11 protein-coding genes and 1 pseudogene are annotated in these 17,416 nt (G+C 61.3%); 4 read left to right on the top strand and 8 right to left on the bottom strand.

The window, feature by feature from the left end:
- Positions 1–223: 223 nt before the first annotated feature.
- Together ACF8E5_RS07205 and ACF8E5_RS07200 are read left to right on the top strand one after the other, a co-directional pair.
- Positions 224–358 (top strand): annotated as a pseudogene (locus tag ACF8E5_RS07205) (IS5/IS1182 family transposase); the annotation flags it as partial.
- A 221-nt stretch (positions 359–579) separates the two neighbouring features.
- Positions 580–1,155, top strand: a complete 576-nt coding sequence (locus ACF8E5_RS07200) for a DUF2780 domain-containing protein (protein WP_392475080.1) — start codon at positions 580–582, stop codon at positions 1,153–1,155.
- A gap of 11 nt (positions 1,156–1,166) precedes the next feature.
- Here ACF8E5_RS07200 and ACF8E5_RS07195 read toward each other — a convergent pair whose 3' ends face one another.
- The 3 genes from ACF8E5_RS07195 to ACF8E5_RS07185 all read right to left on the bottom strand — a co-directional run bounded on the left by ACF8E5_RS07195 (position 1,167) and on the right by ACF8E5_RS07185 (position 4,560).
- Entirely contained in the window at positions 1,167–1,865 is a 699-nt protein-coding gene (locus ACF8E5_RS07195; protein ID WP_392475079.1) for an RHS repeat-associated core domain-containing protein, read from the bottom strand.
- A gap of 243 nt (positions 1,866–2,108) precedes the next feature.
- Positions 2,109–3,461, bottom strand: a complete 1,353-nt coding sequence (locus tag ACF8E5_RS07190) for an APC family permease (protein ID WP_145254004.1) — start codon at positions 3,459–3,461, stop codon at positions 2,109–2,111.
- Between the two features lie 217 nt (positions 3,462–3,678).
- Positions 3,679–4,560 (bottom strand): acyltransferase, encoded by an 882-nt coding sequence (locus ACF8E5_RS07185; RefSeq protein ID WP_058639069.1) that lies wholly within the window; start codon positions 4,558–4,560, stop codon positions 3,679–3,681.
- A gap of 182 nt (positions 4,561–4,742) precedes the next feature.
- Here ACF8E5_RS07185 and ACF8E5_RS07180 point away from each other — a divergent pair, with 182 nt between their 5' ends.
- Positions 4,743–5,243, top strand: a complete 501-nt coding sequence (locus ACF8E5_RS07180) for an ATP-dependent zinc protease (RefSeq protein ID WP_392475078.1) — start codon at positions 4,743–4,745, stop codon at positions 5,241–5,243.
- A 52-nt stretch (positions 5,244–5,295) separates the two neighbouring features.
- Here ACF8E5_RS07180 and ACF8E5_RS07175 read toward each other — a convergent pair whose 3' ends face one another.
- The 5 genes from ACF8E5_RS07175 to aceE form a co-directional block, all read right to left on the bottom strand.
- A complete protein-coding gene (locus ACF8E5_RS07175; protein WP_392475076.1) occupies positions 5,296–5,919 on the bottom strand; it encodes a glutathione S-transferase in 624 nt (207 codons plus the stop codon).
- A gap of 2 nt (positions 5,920–5,921) precedes the next feature.
- Entirely contained in the window at positions 5,922–6,587 is a 666-nt protein-coding gene (gene msrA / locus ACF8E5_RS07170; protein WP_058639072.1) for a peptide-methionine (S)-S-oxide reductase MsrA, read from the bottom strand.
- 151 nt (positions 6,588–6,738) lie between these two features.
- Positions 6,739–9,426 carry a putative bifunctional diguanylate cyclase/phosphodiesterase gene (locus ACF8E5_RS07165; protein ID WP_392475075.1) on the bottom strand — a complete coding sequence of 896 codons (2,688 nt, stop codon included), beginning with the start codon at positions 9,424–9,426 and terminating at the stop codon, positions 6,739–6,741.
- Between the two features lie 323 nt (positions 9,427–9,749).
- On the bottom strand, positions 9,750–11,399 hold the full coding sequence (gene aceF / locus ACF8E5_RS07160; RefSeq protein ID WP_197844411.1) for a dihydrolipoyllysine-residue acetyltransferase: 1,650 nt from the start codon (positions 11,397–11,399) through the stop codon (positions 9,750–9,752).
- A gap of 13 nt (positions 11,400–11,412) precedes the next feature.
- The gene (gene aceE / locus ACF8E5_RS07155) at positions 11,413–14,058 is read right to left on the bottom strand and encodes a pyruvate dehydrogenase (acetyl-transferring), homodimeric type (RefSeq protein WP_058602988.1); all 2,646 of its coding nucleotides are present in this window, start codon (positions 14,056–14,058) and stop codon (positions 11,413–11,415) included.
- A 384-nt stretch (positions 14,059–14,442) separates the two neighbouring features.
- On the opposite strand from aceE, the gene glnE reads away from it, so the two are divergent.
- Positions 14,443–17,376 (top strand): bifunctional [glutamate--ammonia ligase]-adenylyl-L-tyrosine phosphorylase/[glutamate--ammonia-ligase] adenylyltransferase, encoded by a 2,934-nt coding sequence (gene glnE, locus ACF8E5_RS07150; RefSeq protein ID WP_197844410.1) that lies wholly within the window; start codon positions 14,443–14,445, stop codon positions 17,374–17,376.
- The last annotated feature ends 40 nt before the right edge of the window (positions 17,377–17,416 follow it).

Genomic DNA, 17,416 nt, shown 5'->3' with positions numbered 1-17,416 from the left:
CCGCAAGGACGTGTCGGCTAAGTGTTCCTCACAGTAAGGCCATCCACAACTAGCAGAATTGCTAGACGCCACGCGTTCAAGCTGTGTTTCACAAGCCGACCTGTCCCAACACAAAGCACGTCTGCTTCTAGGCTCTGTACAAAATTCGTAGAAACCCAGTTATCTCCACGCATCTCCAATGATTTCGTACATTCCCCGGCCACCAACGGAAAGGAATCCTGTGATGGCAAAGCGATACGAAATCTCGCATGAGGCCTGGGATGCGGTTTCCGATCTTTTAATCGAAACCCGTAGGCGTGGTCCGCCTCGAGTTAGTGACCGGCTGATGCTCGATGGCGTGCTTTGGGTACTTTGTTCCGTTGTGCTCGCTTTGAAGGCGGAACATATTTTTCGCCCCGTTACATGGGTACTGCTTAGTATCTCGGCGATCTGCGCACACCGCTACTGGCAGAAATAACAGGGAGTGGCTAACGGTTCTGGTCGGAAAACACCCGCTGACAACAGTATCGGAACAATCTCCCAATTACCGAGTCAAAATCGTCGTTTCCCAGGCCATCCCGGCCAACGAGGTCCCTCCCGATGCAAGCGTTCACCCTGGCAACCCTGGTGACCCTCACCGCAAGCCCTGTGTTCGCCTTCAACCTCAGCGATGCTGCCAACACCGTCTCCGCCATGCAGAACCCGCAGCAACAAGGCCAGGTGCAGTCGCCTGAAGGGCAGGCCAACCTGCTCAACACGCTGGGCAGCCAGTTGAACATTACCCTCGAGCAGGCCGTGGGCGGGGCAGGGGCGATGCTGGGGCTGGCGCGTAACAACCTGAGCAGCGACGACTATGGCCAGTTGACCAAGGTCATGCCGCGCCTGGACCTGCTGTCGGGCGCCAATGTCCTGGGCGGGTTGAGCGCGCTGGGTGAATTGCTGGGCAATGACAAGGGCAGCCAGTCCGCCTTGAACAAGGCGTTGGGCTACGATGTGCAGAGCCGGAGCGACCTGGACAATGCGTTCAAAGCGCTGGGGATGGATACCGGGATGATCGGGAAGTTTGCGCCGTTGATTCTGCAGTACCTGGGGCAGCAGGGGATTGCCGGGTCGTTGTTGCAGAATCTGGGTAGTCTATGGACTATGCCAGCAGCGGCAGCCACTCCGTCGGTGTGAAATAGCGTGCTTTATCGCCGGATTTGTTGCAGGCGTAACTGGATTGCTTCCTTTTTCAACTGCACTTTACGGAGGCTGTGATTGATCGACTCAAGCCGGCGCCGATAATCGGGTAAGAGGTTATACGCTCGATAGTTGCTTCGAGTGACAGGGCTCCAGAGTTGATTGAGGTCGTTATTCAGTTCCTCATTGAATGTATGAAGCCGGTTCATTTCGTTGATGAGTTTTTTTCGCTCTTGGTACTCCCTGTAATGAGCAGAGCGGTTCCTTTCAAAGATGGTGTCTCCCGCAAAACTCACGCTTTTTGCCTTCTGCTTCATTTTAATCGCACGGGCGGCGGGTTGCTCGTGGTGCCTATTTGTTTTGGTAAAGATTTGCTGTTCGGCACGGGCCGATGAAACAGGCTTCAGCTTATTGATGGCCGCAGTCAGTTGCGCGGGCGTCGGAGCACGCCCTGAGTCGTCTTGGTAATTAACGGGATCACCCTTGCAATAAATATAGGTATTAAACCCTCCTTCTAGAAACGGACTGAGGTCGTCTGGCCCTTGGAAACGCATCAATGTCGGGCTGTAGCAACGGTAGCCTTGACCCAAGGCATACCCATAAGTAAACGGGTCGTATCGCTCACCATTGAAGCCAAGCATGGATGCAGGGCTTGCTTGATTTTGGTGGTACCCATAAGGGCAATAGGCAGGCAGCGTTGTTGACACAGGGTTTGGCCTTGCAAGTCGGTAAGCCTGAGTCTTGGCGCTTTCGAGGCCAGGTACAACTAGCAGAATTACTAGTGCACGCCGCTGGCTTCAGACTACTTCAGGGGAGCTGCCCTGGCGTAGCGGCTCCGGAATTTCAGCTTCGCCTTGGAGACTGCCAGGACAGCTACGCGGCCCTTTCCGACCGGTCCGGCGCCCCGGCAAGGCCGCTCAAGGGGCCGCGCAGGCCGCGAGATGATTGGGTCAGGCAGCCTCGGTGAAGTCCACCAGGCGCACCGGGCGGCGGAAGCCGGCGGTCAGCACTGCCAGGTATGCCAGCCCCAGCGCAAACCAGCACAGGCCAATCACCAAGGTCAGCGCCGACAGACTGGTCCACAGCCACAGTGTCAATCCCAAGCCCACCAGTGGCACTACGCCATAGCTCAATAGCCCTTTCGCAGTGCGCAGGCTTGCATCGTCCATCAGATGCGTCTTCACCACCGCCAGGTTCACCGCCGAGAACGCCACCAAGGCGCCGAAGCTGATCAGCGAGGCCAGGGTGGACAAGTCGATCACCAGCGCCAGCAGTGAGAACGCCGACACCACCACGATGGCGAATACCGGTGTACCGAGGCGTGGCGACAGGTGACCGAAGGTGCGCTGCGGCAGCACCCGGTCACGGCCCATGGTGTAGAGAATGCGCGACACTGCGGCCTGCGATGCCAAGGCCGAGCCGAGGCTACCGGCGACATAAGCGGCAGTGAAGAAGTTGGCCAGGAACTGCCCGCCTGCCTTGAGCATGACCTCATTCGCAGCAGCATCGGCATTGGCGAAGGTGCTGCCTGGCAGCACCAGTTGGCTCACATAGGCCAGCACGGTGAACAGCAGGCCGGCGAACAGCGTGGTGAGGATGATCGCCCGAGGCACGTCACGCCGAGCATCGCGGCTTTCCTCGGCGAGGGTGGAGACGGCATCGAACCCCAGGAAGGACAGGCATAGCACTGCCGCGCCTGCCATCATCGGACCAAAGCCAGGTGCGCTACCGTCACCGTGCAGCGGCGCCAGCCAGTCGATGGGCTGGCCGTGGTTGAGGGTCTGCCAGGACAGCGCGATGAACACCCCAATGAAGACGATTTGCGCGCCCACGATCAGGTTGCTGGTCTTGGCCACCGAGCTGATACCGAGCACGTTGAGGACGGTCACCAAGGCGATGCAGGCGAGTACGAAAGCCCAAGCCGGCACTGCTGGGAAGGCGATATTCAGGAACAGGCCGATGAGCAGGTAGTTGATCATCGGCAGGAACAGGTAGTCGAGCAGCAGCGACCAGCCCGCCAGAAAGCCTGTGTTCTGGCCGAAAGCCATGTGGGTGTAGGAGTAGGCCGAACCCGCGACCGGGAAGCGTTTGACCATGAAACTGTAGGACGCGGCTGTGAACAGCATGGCCATCAGCGTGATCAGATAGGCGCCTGACGTGCGGCCACCGGTAAGCTCGGTGACGATGCCGTAGGTGGTGAAAATGGTCAGCGGGACCATGTACACAAGGCCGAAGAATACCAGGGCAGGGAGGCCCAGAACTCGACGGAGTTGGGGTGGGGCTGAGCTTGATGGTTGGGTCATCGATCGATCCAGAGTTTTTTGTAGTTGTCTGTGATCGATCTTTATCCACAAAAGGGGTGTGTGACAAGAAGTATCAGGAGGCCGAAAAAAAACTTGGCGGGCATTGGCAGGCTGTTCCAGCGTCAAGTAGCCCGGCCGCCTGAATGTCCTGATGGCTGTCATGATCCTTCAGGCCCCGGCTTGCCGGCGCTAGAGCCACAGAAGCAACAAAGTGCATTCATTCCCAACGCAACCGCCCGATCCGCTCATCCTTTTCCAGCCACAGCTGGTTCACCCACGCCTGCACTGTCTGACGGAAAACAGGATCGCTTTCGTAATCGCCCGCCCACAGCGCTGGGTCGAGCTCGCGCACCTGAATGTCGATAATTACCCGGCTGACACTGCCATTGAGCAAGTCCCAGAAACCTGGCGCCTTGTCGCCGGGGTACACGATGGTGACGTCCAGCAGCGCATCGAGCTGCTCACCCAGCGCTGCGAGCACGAACGCCACGCCACCGGCCTTGGGCTTTAGCAGATGGCGGTAAGGTGAGTGTTGCGCCTGGCGCTTGGCCTCGGTGAAGCGGGTGCCTTCCAGGTAATTGACCACGGTCACCGGTTGGCGCTTGAACAGCTCGCAGGCAGCCTTGGTGATTTCCAGATCCTTGCCCTTGAGCTCGGGGTGCTTCTCCAGAAAGGCCTTGCTGTAGCGCTTCATGAACGGATAGTCCAGGCCCCACCACGCCAGGCCCAGCAGCGGCACCCAGATCAATTCCTTTTTCAGGAAGAACTTGAAGAAGGGGGTACGCCGGTTGAGGCTCTCGATTAAGGCGGGAATGTCCACCCAGCTCTGGTGATTGCTCATTGCAAGGTACGAGGTGTCACGGCGCAGGTTTTCGATACCGCGAATGTCCCATTGGGTGGGTGTGCACAAGGCAAAGATGGCTTTGTCGATTTCCGACCAAGTTTCGGCCACCCACATCACGGCTCCTGATGCACGGTCGCGCCCACGGCCAGGCAGCACCAGTTTGAACAAGGCGAACACCAGCAGGGGCCCGATCAACACCAAGGTGTTGAGCAGCAGCAAGGTGGCTGTAAGTATGCCGGTCAGCACGCGACGCATAAGGAGACTCTTTCTGTCAGAACCATAACGATCGGCAATGATAAGCAGGCTTGCGGACTACGCCAAACCTCCAATGCCCGGCGGCACGGACAAATGTTTCACATTATGTTGGTTAGGCTTTGGACCGCGAACCTGGGCTGCTTGTGCGGTCTAATCCGTAAATCGATCAAGGAACCTTGCTTGTGAAATCACTGTTTGCCGTGCTGACGTTGTTGACGCTACCGGTGGTGGCCGCCGAACCTACGCTGTACGGGCGCTACGAGAATATCGCGCTGCCGGAGATTGGCCAGACGCTCAAGGCCAAGATGGATACTGGCGCCTATACGGCGTCGCTGTCGGCCAAGGACATCGAGTTGTTCACCCGCCATGGGCAGGAGTGGGTACGTTTCCGCCTGGCGACCGAGGATGCCGACGGCAAGGTTTACGAGCACCAAGTCTCGCGTATCAGCAAGATCAAGGGCCGTGCCGATGACGAGGATGAGGGCGATACACCCGAGAGTGCCAAGCGCCCGGTGGTAGACCTGGAACTGTGCCTGGGAGACGTGAAACGAACCGTGGAGGTCAACTTGGTGGATCGCAGCAACTTCAACTACCCGCTGCTGGTGGGTGCCAAGGCGCTGCGTGAGTTCAAGGGCGCGGTGAATCCGGCAAAACGATTCACCGCTGGCGAGCCTGACTGCTGATCATCGTTGCCTGAGCAGGCGCATCGGTGAGGCCGCTCCACTGGCCCGTCTGTCAGGCAGCCGGTGCCGTTGCCACCATCGAAGGCCGCTTGCTCACCTCGGCATACCAAGCCGCCAGTCCAGGCTGGCGCTCACGCCACCCGAACGCCGGCTGACGCAAGTCCAGGTAACCCAACGCGCAAGCCACGCCGATCGCTGCCAAGTCAAACCCCGACATAAGCTCCGCCAAGTGGGCTTGCTCAAGGTTGGCCAGGCTGCGGCGGATCTTGTCACCCTGCGCCTCCAGCCACCCGTCCCAACGTTTCTCGACCGGCCGCACGAACGTTTCGTAGCGGCTCGAGACGGCCGCATCCAGAATGGCATCCGCCTGGGAGGCCAGCGTCATGCGTCGCCAGCGAGCAGAGCCTTCACGGGGCAGCAGCGGCAACCCCACATGTTGCTGATCCAGGTACTCGCAGATCACCCGGCTGTCGTGCAGCACGGTACCGTCCGCCAGGCGCAGCGCCGGAATCTTGCCAATCGGATTGCCGGCGTTGAGCTGCTCGTCCCCTTTGACCGGGCTGATGTTCACAGGCTCAAGTGCCACTCGGTCCAGTTGGCCGGTCTCGTGCAACACCACCATGACCTTGCGTACGAATGGCGACAGGGGCGAGTGGAACAGGGTCATGGTGCTCATGCTCAGTTTCCTTGCAAACTGGCCGGCATGCACACGCCCGTGCCGCCGATACCGCAGTAGCCGTCCGGGTTCTTGGCCAGGTACTGCTGGTGGTAGGCCTCGGCGAAGTACACCGTCGGTGCCTGGTCGATTTCAGTGGTGATTTCGCCGAAGCCAGCCTTGCTCAGTTCGGCCTGGAAAGCGTCGCGGCTGGCCTTGGCTTGTTCCAACTGTTCGGGGCTGGTGCAGTAGATGGCCGAGCGGTACTGCGTGCCGACATCGTTGCCCTGGCGCATGCCCTGGGTCGGGTTGTGCAGTTCCCAGAACATGGTCAGCAGTTCACCGTAGCTCACTTTGCTCTTGTCGAAGACCACCAGCACCACTTCGGTGTGCCCGGTCAGGCCTGAGCAGACCTCTTCGTAGGTCGGGTTCGGCGTAAAGCCGCCGGCATAACCCACAACGGTACTGACCACCCCCTCACGCTGCCAGAATCGGCGTTCCGCGCCCCAGAAACACCCCAGGCCGAAAATCGCGAAATCCACGTCCTCGAAGAATGGCCCAAGCAGCGGCGTCTCCTTGAACACGTAGTGGAACTCGGGCAGGCTCATCGGCGTTTCGCGGCCGGGCAGGGCCTGCTCCGCAGTGGGCATGACATTTTTGTTCACCAGTATTTCCGAACGCAGGACCATGGCCGTTCCTCTGTGTCTATTCAGTTGGATAGCGTCAGGGCCATCGCCGCCAAGTCCGTTCCCGATCACATGACCTGCGCGATCTGTGAGGACGGACCTGCCTGCGATGCAGCCCGAATGGTTTCTAGTGTGCCCGAGGTTTGCGCTGCTGTCAGGCGGCTGGGCCTCGCGGGTAGCGTTGCAGGCGCTCTGCCAGCTCTCGCCCCGGGATAGGCCGGTCAAACAGATAGCCCTGCCCGATGTCACACCGGTGTCGACGCAGGAAACCCAGCTGCGCAGGAGTTTCAATGCCCTCGGCCACCACCTTCAGCTTGAGGTTATGGGCCATGGCGATCACCGCCGAGGTGATTTCCATGTCGTCCTGGTTGTCGGGGATGTCCTTGATGAAGCTGCGGTCGATCTTGAGGATGTCGATCGGAAACTTCTTCAGGTAGCTCAGCGAGGAGTAACCGGTGCCGAAGTCATCCATGGCCAGGGTCAGGCCCAATGCCTTGAGCTCGTCGAGTTGCCGATGGGTGTCTTCACTGGCTTCGAGCAGCAACCCTTCGGTCAGCTCCAGCTCCAGTTGGTGCGCAGGCAAGCCTTCTTCCCCGATGATGCTACTGATCGAGGCGACCAGATCAGGGTCGGAAAACTGCTTGGGCGACAGGTTGATCGCAACGTGCAGGTTGCCAAGCCCTGCTGCACGCAGATCGTTGCTCATGCGGCACGACTGGCGCACCACCCATTTGCCGATGGGAATGATCAGACCGGTTTCTTCGGCCACGCTGATGAACTGGTCAGGGCGGATCATGCCCCGTTCGGGATGGTTCCAGCGCAGCAGGGCTTCCAAGCCCAGCAGCCGGCCGCTGCGCAGGCACAGCTTGGGCTGATAGAACACCTCCAGCTCGTTCTGGGTCAATGCGCGGCGCAGGTTGTTCTCGACGAACAGTTTGTAGCTGGCTTCGGCGTTGAGGACCTCAGTGAATACCTGCACCTGGTGCTTGCCGTTGGCCTTGGCCTTGTGCAGTGCCAACCCGGCGTTTTTCATCAGGCTGGTGGGGTCGGCACCATGCTGGGGAGCGCTGGCCAGGCCCACCGATGCAGTGACATTGATCAGCTGGTTGTCGACGAACATTGGTTTGTCGAGGGTGCGCAACAGTTGTTGGGCAACCCCCTGGCCGGCCTCCAGGCTGGTGTCGTCGAGCAACACGGCAAACTCGTTGCTGGCAAATCGGGCCAGGATGCCGCCGGCATGCAGGCTGTTGCGCAGGCGCCTGGCCAGGCTGATAAGCAATTTGTCGCCCGTATGATGGCCCAGGCTGTCGTTGATGCGCTTGAAGTTGTCGATGTCCACCAGCAGCAGGCACATCGGATTCTGCACATCCCGGGCGAAGCATTCGTCCAGGCTGCGGATGAACGCGGGACGGTTACCCAGGTTGGTCAGGTTGTCGGTGTAGGCCAGCCGCTCGATGCGCTGCTGCGCAAGCTTGCTCTGGGTGACATCTTCGTAGATGCCGATGTAGTGGGTCAGCTCGCGGTTGTCACCATACACCTTTGAAATCGACAGCTGCCCCCAGTAGGGCTCCAGATTCTTGCGCCGGCTCTTGAATTCGCCCTGCCAGCTGTTGCCCATGGCCAGGCTCGAAGGCGAGTCGAACAGCAGCTCGTTGAGGTTCTCCAGGGCGGGCAATTCACCCAGGTGACGCCCTTGCACTTCCTCGGTGCTGTATTGGGTGATGGCGGTGAAGCTTGGGTTCACATACTCAACCTGCCCATCCCGGTTCACCAGCAGGAAGGCGCTGGCGCTCTGCTCCACGGCGCGTTGGAACAGGTGCAGCGCACTGGTCGCCGCACGGCGGTTGTGGTTGGTGATGACCTGGGCGAACTGGTCGGCCAGCTCACCGGCAAAGGCGATCTCATCGGACTGCCAGGCGCGTGGCTGGCCGGCCTGCTCCAGGCACAAGACGCCCACCACCTGTCCGTCGACGCGGATGCTGGCATCGAGCATCGCCTTGTTGCCAGGCCCCAGGCTCTGCATTAATGCACGTGTACGGGGATCGTGCCCGGCGTTGTGCGCGTCGATCGCACGGCTGGCATGCAGGGCCTCAAGGTAATCCGGGAAACGGCTGGCATCGATGGCTTCGGGCTGGCGGTGCGCTTGCACGTCGCTGTACCAGGCGGTGATCGGCTCAAGCCGTTGGCCTTCCAAGTGCCAGATACCGGCGCAGTCGATCTTGTAGATCTCACAAGCGCTACGGGTGATCAGTTCGGCGGCTTCGAGCAACGAGTTCTCGGCGCTGTAGCGTTGACGGGCCAGGCGCAGGATGAGGTCCTGCTGGCTGCGCACGCGCTCCAGGTGCTCGAGCTGCTCACGCTGGGCACGCTGGTTCAGTTGCAGGGCCAACTGCAGGCGGTTGTTGCGTGATTCCAGGTCACTGGCGGTCTCGCCCGTGTCTTCCGGGTGATCGTCGAGTACGCTCAGGTAACCACATAACAACTGGCGGGCATGCTGTTTGAAAACTTCGCCGACCTCCAGCATGCGCACGCAGGCGCCTGGCGTGTGCAGGGTGTAGCGCACGCGGTAATAGCCGCGTTGCGACAGTTGCAGCTGGATGTCGTCATGAAGTCGGTAGCGGGCCTCGGGTTCCATGAGGCTGGCGTAAGGGGCATCGACCAGCGCGCAGAGGTCACTGGCATGAACGCCGAACTGGCGCTCGCAGGCTGGGTCCAGGTAGAGCAGCGACCAACTGGCTTCGTTGAGCCTTTCGAAGCGCAGCATGCCCAACCGCGAGGGCACGGGTAACTGCGTGACGACCTCGCCCGTCACACGGTTGCCAGCATCGGGTTGGCTTTTCATCGAAGACTCGCTTGAAGAGGGAACGCGCCCGTTGGACCGCGTCGAATCTGGCAAGGTTGCATCATGTCCCTATAGCTGGCAAGCGGCCATGTACGAAGCTGTAACAGGGTTATCGGCCGACACCACGGAATCTGTAGGACGGCTGTTAAGTGCGGGTTTGCAGCGATGCTCGGCAACGCGGCCGTGCGCCGGGACCATCCTGTTCCCGCTCAGCGCCTACTTTGCTCCAGGCAAAAAAAGCCCCGTCAATCGACGGGGTTGAGGTACGAGCGTGGCAGCTCGAAAAAGAAGCTGCCCCTCACCAGGAGGGGCAGTGCGCTGCTTTACAGCAGCATGGTGCGGATATCGCCCAGCACATCGCCCAGACGCTTGGTGAAGCGCGCAGCGGCGGCGCCGTTGATCACACGGTGATCGTACGACAGCGACAGCGGCAGCATCAGCTTGGGCTGGAAGGCCTTGCCGTCCCAGACAGGCTGCATGGTCGCCTTGGAGACGCCCAGGATGGCCACCTCGGGGGCGTTGACGATCGGCGTGAAGCCGGTGCCGCCAATGTGACCAAGGCTGGAGATGGTGAAGCAGGCGCCCTGCATCTCGTCCGCCGACAGCTTCTTGGTGCGCGCCTTCTCGGCCAGTGCAGCCGCTTCGGCAGCCAGCTGCAGCAGGCTCTTCTGGTCGACGTTCTTGATTACCGGTACCAGCAGGCCATCGGGCGTGTCCACGGCAAAACCGATGTGCACGTATTTCTTGCGGATGACCGCTTTGCCGCTTGGTGCCAGCGAGCTGTTGAAGTCTGGCAGTTCCTTGAGCAGGAAGGCGCAGGCCTTGAGCAGCAGCGGCAGGACGGTCAGCTTGACGCCGGCCTTTTCTGCGACGGCTTTCTGGGCAACGCGGAAGGCTTCGAGCTCAGTGATGTCAGCGGAGTCGAACTGGGTCACGTGCGGCACGTTCAGCCAGCTGCGGTGCAGGTTGGCAGCACCGACCTGCATCAGGCGGGTCATGGCCACTTCTTCGACTTCACCGAACTTGCTGAAATCGACCACCGGAATCGGCGGAATGCCAGCGCCGCCGGTTGCACCGGCAGCTGCCGGCGCTTCCTTGGCCTTCTGCATCATGGCCTTGACGTAAACCTGCACGTCTTCTTTCAGGATGCGGCCGTGTGGGCCGGTCGCTGCCACGGCACCGAGCTCTACGCCGAACTCACGGGCCAGCTGACGCACGGCTGGGCCGGCATGCACCTTGGCGTTGTTGCCGGCAGCCGGGGCGGTTGCGGCTGGCGCAGGCGCAGCGGCAGCCGGGGCAGCAGCGGCAGGGGCAGCGGCGGGTGCGGCTTCGGTCTTGGTCGGTGCAGCGGCGGCTGGAGCCTGCGCTGGGGCAGGCGCTGCACCTGCAATTTCCAGCTTGAGGATCAGGTCGCCGGTGCCCACTTCGTCATCAAGCTTGGCAATGACTTCCTTGACCACGCCAGCGGCAGGCGAAGGGATTTCCATGGAGGCCTTGTCGGACTCCAGGGTGATCAGCGACTGATCGGCTTCGACGGTATCGCCTGCCTTGACCAGCACTTCGATGATCTTGGCCTTACCCGACGAGCCAATGTCCGGCACGTGGATGTCCTGCACGCTAGCGGCAGCCGGAGCGGCAGCGGATGCTGGCGCGGCCTCGGCAGCAGGTGCCGGTGCGGCCGCTTCGGCCTGTGCTGGCTTCTGTTCGGCCGCAGGTGCCTCAGGGGCCGCATCAGCGGCACCCTCGGCTTCCAGAACCAGGAGTTCGTCGCCTTCTTTCAGGCGATCACCCAGCTTGACTTTCAGTTCCTTGACGATGCCGGCCTTTGGCGCCGGAATCTCCATGGAGGCCTTGTCGGACTCCAGGGTCAGCAGGCTTTGGTCAGCCTCGATACGGTCACCGACCTTGACGAACAGCTCGATGATTTCACCTTCACCGCTGCCGATGTCAGGTACGCGAATGAGTTCGCTCACTTAAAAATACTCCTCAGCAGTCCAATGGGTTGCGCTTGTCCGGGTCGATGCCGAACTTGACGATGGCGTCAGCCACAACCTTGGGTTCGATCTCGCCACGGTCAGCCAGCGCTTCCAGGGCAGCCAGTACCACGAAGTGACGGTCTACTTCGAAGAAGTGACGCAGCTTCTTGCGGCTGTCGCTGCGACCGTAACCGTCGGTACCCAGGACCTTGAACTCTTTGCTCGGCACCCACTGGCGGATCTGCTCGGCGAACAGCTTCATGTAGTCGGTGGAAGCGATGACTGGCCCCTTGCGGCCGCTCAGGCACTGCTCGACGTAAGTCTGCTGTGGCTTCTGGCCAGGCTTGAGGCGGTTGGCACGTTCCACGGCCAGGCCGTCGCGACGCAGTTCGTTGAAGCTGGTGACGCTCCACACGTCGGCACCGACGTTGAACTCTTCACGCAGAATCTTCGCCGCTTCGCGCACTTCGCGCAGGATGGTGCCCGAACCCATCAGCTGCACGTGGTGTGCGGCTTCTCGAGTGTCTTCCTCGAGCAGGTACATACCCTTGATGATGCCTTCCTCGGCACCGGCCGGAATGGCTGGCTGCTGGTAGGACTCGTTCATCACGGTGATGTAGTAGAAGATGTCCTGTTGCTCTTCGGTCATCTTCTTCATGCCGTCCTGGATGATCACCGCCAGCTCGTAGCCGTAGGTCGGGTCATAGGTGCGGCAGTTCGGGATGGTACCGGCCATCATGTGGCTGTGACCGTCCTCGTGCTGCAGGCCTTCGCCGTTGAGCGTGGTACGGCCGGCGGTGCCGCCGATCAGGAAGCCACGGGTACGGCTGTCGCCAGCGGCCCAGGCCAGGTCGCCGATACGCTGGAAGCCGAACATCGAGTAGAAGATGTAGAACGGCAGCATCGGCTGGTTGTGGCAGCTGTACGAAGTACCGGCAGCGATGAACGACGACATGGCGCCGGCTTCGTTGATGCCTTCTTCGAGGATCTGGCCTTTCTTGTCCTCGCGGTAGAACATCACCTGGTCCTTGTCGACCGGCTCGTAGAGCTGGCCAACCGACGAGTAGATGCCCAGCTGGCGGAACATGCCTTCCATGCCGAAGGTACGGGCTTCGTCAGGGATGATCGGCACGATGCGCTGACCGATTTCCTTGTCCTTGACCAACTGCGCCAGGATGCGCACGAACGCCATGGTAGTGGAAATTTCGCGGTCGCCCGAGCCGTCCAGGATTGCCTTGAGGGTTTCCAGAGGCGGGGTTGGCACGCTGAAGCTCTTGGCGCGGCGCTGGGGCACGAAGCCGCCCAGGGCTGCACGGCGCTCGGCCAGGTAACGGGCCTCGGCAGAACCTTCTTCGGGCTTGTAGAACGGCAGGTTCTCCAGGTCCGCATCCTTGACGGGAATATCGAAGCGGTCACGGAAGTGACGCAGGCTGTCGACATCGACCTTCTTGGTGTTGTGCGCGGTGTTCTTGGCTTCGCCGGCACCGGTACCGTAACCCTTGATGGTCTTGGCCAGGATGACGGTAGGCTGGTCCTTGTGGTTGACCGCCTGGTGGTAGGCCGCATAGACCTTGTACGGGTCGTGGCCGCCACGGTTGAGCTTCCAGATCTCGTCGTCGGACAGGTCTTCGACCATGGCCTTGAGTTCTGGGGTGTTGAAGAAGTGCTCACGCACGTAAGCGCCGTCTTTGGCCTTGTAGTTCTGGTACTCGCCGTCGATGACTTCGTCCATACGGCGTTGCAGGGCACCGTTGGTGTCCTTGGCCAGCAGCGGATCCCAGAAGCGACCCCAGACCACTTTGTTGACGTTCCAGCCACCGCCTCGGAACACGCCCTCGAGTTCCTGGATGATCTTGCCGTTGCCGCGAACCGGGCCGTCGAGGCGCTGCAGGTTGCAGTTGATGACGAAGATCAGATTGTCCAGCTTCTCGCGGCCGGCCAGGGCGATTGCGCCCAGGGATTCGGGCTCGTCGCACTCACCGTCGCCCATGAAGCACCAGACTTTCTGCTTGCCTGCCGGAATGAACCCACGGGCTTCCAGGTACTTCATGAAGCGTGCCTGGTAGATGGCCTGGATTGGGCCCAGGCCCATCGAAACGGTCGGGAACTGCCAGAAGTCAGGCATCAGCCAGGGGTGTGGGTACGAGGACAGGCCGTTGCCATCGACTTCCTGGCGGAAGTTGTTCATCTGCTCTTCGCTGATGCGGCCTTCCATGAAGGCGCGGGCGTAGACGCCCGGCGAGGCGTGGCCCTGGAAGAAGATCAGATCGCCGCCGTGCTCTTCGGTCGGCGCCTGGAAGAAGTAGTTGAAGCCGATGTCGTACAGGGTGGCGCTGGAGGCGAAGCTGGAGATGTGTCCGCCCAGGTCCGAGTCTTTCAGGTTGGTGCGCACGACCATGGCCAGGGCGTTCCAACGCACCATCGAGCGAATGCGGCGTTCCATGAACAGGTCGCCAGGCATGCGTGCTTCGTGGGTGACAGGGATGGTGTTGCGGTATGGCGTGGTGATCGCATATGGCAGCTGGGAGCCACTGCGGGTGGCCAGCTCGCCCATACGGGTCATCAGGTAATGAGCGCGGTCTTCGCCTTCTTTGTCGAGGACCGACTCCAGGGCATCCAGCCATTCCTGGGTTTCGATTGGATCGAGGTCTTGCATGGCTTGCTCCAGGGCGGAAAGGCAACCAGAATCGATTGCCTGAGATTGCGACTGGCCTTATGGGCAGACGTCGTGAATTCTTGGATTACCGGGATCTTCGTCCGGCGCCGTGTAGTTTTACTACATTTGCTTTCGCATTTCATGCTTTTGCGCGACAGGCACAGTAGTAAAACTACATTTGTGCGACGTTTGGTCGCATCCTGGCTTGTGAGGAAAAACGTTCATGTTGGTTGGCAATGTTCCACGAACGGGTAACTGTTGATGTTCCATGCCACGAATTCGATGTTTTCAGCTATTTCCAACTTTTGTATGACAGTCCAACCGTGGTCCGGCTTTCCCTTGGCCGCCTTTCCTCATCCATTTCACGCCGATCAAGGATAGCCCATGCGCCTGCCTTTGCCTTGCCAGCTGCCTGCCGTTCTTCAACCACTGACCCTGCGCAACCAACAGTTTCTGCACGAGGCGGTGGCCGCACACCCCGAACTGGACCTGGGCAGTTGGAGCGAGCGGCATGCTCGGCAGTTCGACCAGGTGGCGGCCGTCAGCGACTTCGTGCTGACCCAGGTGCAGCGCGACCCGGGCCTGCTCTGCGGGCTGATGCGCAGCGGCGAGCTGGAGCGCAGCTACGGGCCAGGCGAGCTGCGCGGCCATGTTGCCAAGGTTGCCCAGGCGGCTCAAAGCGAGGACGAGCTTGCCCGCAACCTGCGTCGCGAGCGCAACCGCCAGCAGGTACGCATCATCTGGCGTGACATTACCCGCCAGGCCGATCTCGGTGAGACCTGCCGCGATCTCTCCGACCTGGCCGATGCCGCCATCGACGAGGCCTACCAGTGGTTGTACCCACGGCACTGCCAGCAATTCGGCACGCCGATCGGTAACCGCAGCGGCCACCCACAACACATGGTGGTGCTGGGCATGGGCAAGCTCGGTGCACGCGAGCTGAACCTCTCCTCGGACATCGACTTGATCTTCGCATTCCCCGAAGGCGGCGAAACCGAAGGCGTGAAACGCTCGCTGGACAACCAGGAGTTCTTCACCCGCCTGGGTCAGCGCCTGATCAAGGCCCTGGACCCGGTCACGGTCGATGGCTTCGTGTTTCGCGTCGACATGCGCCTGCGCCCTTACGGGTCGTCCGGTGCACTGGTGCTCAGCTTCAACGCGCTGGAACAGTATTACCAGGACCAGGGCCGCGACTGGGAACGCTATGCCATGATCAAGGCACGGGTAGTTGCAGGCGATCAGGCCGCCGGCGCTCAGCTGCAGGACATGCTGCGCCCGTTCGTCTACCGGCGGTACCTGGATTTCTCGGCCATCGAAGCCCTGCGCACCATGAAGCAGCTGATTCAGCAGGAAGTGCGGCGCAAGGGCATGGCGGACAACATCAAGCTGGGAGCAGGCGGCATTCGCGAAGTGGAGTTCATCGCCCAGGCCTTCCAGCTGATTCACGGCGGTCGCGACCTCAGCTTGCAGCAGCGGCCTCTGCTCAAGGTGCTGGCTACCCTGGAGGGCCAAGGCTACCTGCCCCCTGCCGTGGTCACCGAGCTGCGGGAGGGTTATGCATTCTTGCGCTACACCGAGCACGCCATCCAGGCCATTGCCGACCGCCAGACGCAGATGTTGCCGGAGAACGAAACCGATCAGGCCCGTGTCGCCTACATGCTGGGCTACGCCGACTGGCAAGCCTTCGAGGCTCAACTTGGCCAGTGGCGTGAGCGCATTGACTGGCACTTCCGGCAGGTCATCGCCGACCCCGACGAAGACGAAAGCGAAAGCGAGTTGGTGGTCGGCGGTGAATGGTCGCCGTTATGGGAGCAGGCCCAGGATGAAGAGGCTGCTGGCCGTCAGCTGGAGGAGGCCGGCTTCAAGCTGCCGGGCGAGGCCTTGCGGCGCCTGGCAGCTCTGCGTGCCAGCCCGCAGTTGCGTTCGATGCAGCGCCTTGGGCGCGAGCGGCTGGACGCCTTCATTCCGCGATTGCTGGCCCAGGCGGTCGAGCACGAGAACCCCGACCTGGTGCTTGAGCGAGTACTGCCGCTGGTCGAGGCCGTGGCCCGGCGCTCTGCCTACCTGGTATTGCTCACCGAGAACCCCGGTGCCCTGCGCCGTCTGCTGACCCTGTGCGCAGCCAGTCCATGGATTGCCGAGCAGATCGCACGCTACCCGTTGTTGCTCGATGAGTTGCTCAATGAAGGCCGCCTGTTCAGCCCGCCCCTGGCACCGGAGCTGGCCAGCGAATTGCGCGAGCGCCTCACGCGCATTCCGGAAGATGACCTGGAACAACAAATGGAGGCGCTGCGTCATTTCAAGCTGGCGCATAGCTTGCGCGTGGCCGCCTCGGAAATCAGTGGCAACCTGCCGTTGATGAAGGTCAGCGACTACCTGACGTGGCTGGCCGAGGCCATCCTCGACCAGGTGCTTGCCCTGGCCTGGCGCCAGACCGTTGCCCGCCACGGTCAGCCGATGGGCAGCGACGGCATACCCTGCGACCCGGGTTTCGTCATCATCGGCTACGGCAAGGTTGGCGGCCTGGAGACGGGACACGGGTCGGACCTGGACCTGGTGTTCATCCATGATGGCGACCCCCAGGCCGAAACCGACGGCGCCAAGCCTATCGACGGTGCCCAGTTCTTCACGCGGCTGGGGCAGCGCATCATTCACCTGCTGACCACCCAGACCAACTCGGGCCAGCTGTATGACGTGGACATGCGTCTACGGCCCTCAGGCGCCGCGGGCCTGTTGGTCAGCTCGCTGGGCGCATTCGAGCGCTACCAGCAAAGCGAGGCCTGGACCTGGGAGCACCAGGCACTGGTCCGTGCCCGCGTGCTGGTGGGCTGCCCGCGGGTTGGACAGGCGTTCGAGAGAGTACGGGCGCAGGTGCTGGGACAACCCCGCGACCTTGAGAAGCTGCGTATCGAAGTCAGTGAAATGCGCGCCAAGATGCGCGCCAGCCTGGGCACGAAGGCCACGGTCGCCGGCACCGCACCCAACGCCTTCGAGCCGGGTATGCCCTTTGACATCAAGCAGGATGCGGGCGGTATCGTCGATATCGAATTTATGGTGCAATACGCCGCTTTGGCCTGGTCCCATGACCACACGGGCCTGGTTCGATGGACCGATAACATCCGTATTCTTGAAGAGCTGGAGCAAGTGGGGCTGATGCCTGCCGCCGACGCGGTGTTGCTGCGCGAGGTGTACAAGGCATTTCGCTCGGCCTCTCACCGCCAGGCGCTGCAGAAGCAGGCCGGGGTGATCGATGCTGCGCAGTTTGCCGATGAGCGCCGCCAGGTGCGGCGTATCTGGAGCGAGCTCGGCCTGAGCTGAGCCCAGTCGAGGCGGCTCCTCAGGGTGAGGATCCGCCGCG

Source organism: Pseudomonas sp. WSY_20, assembly GCF_043104335.1.
In the GTDB taxonomy this organism is placed as follows: domain Bacteria; phylum Pseudomonadota; class Gammaproteobacteria; order Pseudomonadales; family Pseudomonadaceae; genus Aquipseudomonas; species Aquipseudomonas parafulva_B.
Note: the sequence above shows the minus strand (reverse complement) of the source record. Positions and strands in the feature narration are given on the sequence as shown.

Excerpts from the sequence above, each read along its gene's own strand:
- aceE (WP_058602988.1), bottom strand. The coding sequence starts at position 14,058 with ATGCAAGACCTCGATCCAATCGAAACCCAGGAATGGCTGGATGCCCTG.
- ACF8E5_RS07200 (WP_392475080.1), top strand. The coding sequence starts at position 580 with ATGCAAGCGTTCACCCTGGCAACCCTGGTGACCCTCACCGCAAGCCCT.
- ACF8E5_RS07165 (WP_392475075.1), bottom strand. The coding sequence starts at position 9,426 with ATGAAAAGCCAACCCGATGCTGGCAACCGTGTGACGGGCGAGGTCGTC.
- glnE (WP_197844410.1), top strand. The coding sequence starts at position 14,443 with ATGCGCCTGCCTTTGCCTTGCCAGCTGCCTGCCGTTCTTCAACCACTG.
- ACF8E5_RS07190 (WP_145254004.1), bottom strand. The coding sequence starts at position 3,461 with ATGACCCAACCATCAAGCTCAGCCCCACCCCAACTCCGTCGAGTTCTG.
- ACF8E5_RS07185 (WP_058639069.1), bottom strand. The coding sequence starts at position 4,560 with ATGCGTCGCGTGCTGACCGGCATACTTACAGCCACCTTGCTGCTGCTC.
- msrA (WP_058639072.1), bottom strand. The coding sequence starts at position 6,587 with ATGGTCCTGCGTTCGGAAATACTGGTGAACAAAAATGTCATGCCCACT.
- ACF8E5_RS07175 (WP_392475076.1), bottom strand. The coding sequence starts at position 5,919 with ATGAGCACCATGACCCTGTTCCACTCGCCCCTGTCGCCATTCGTACGC.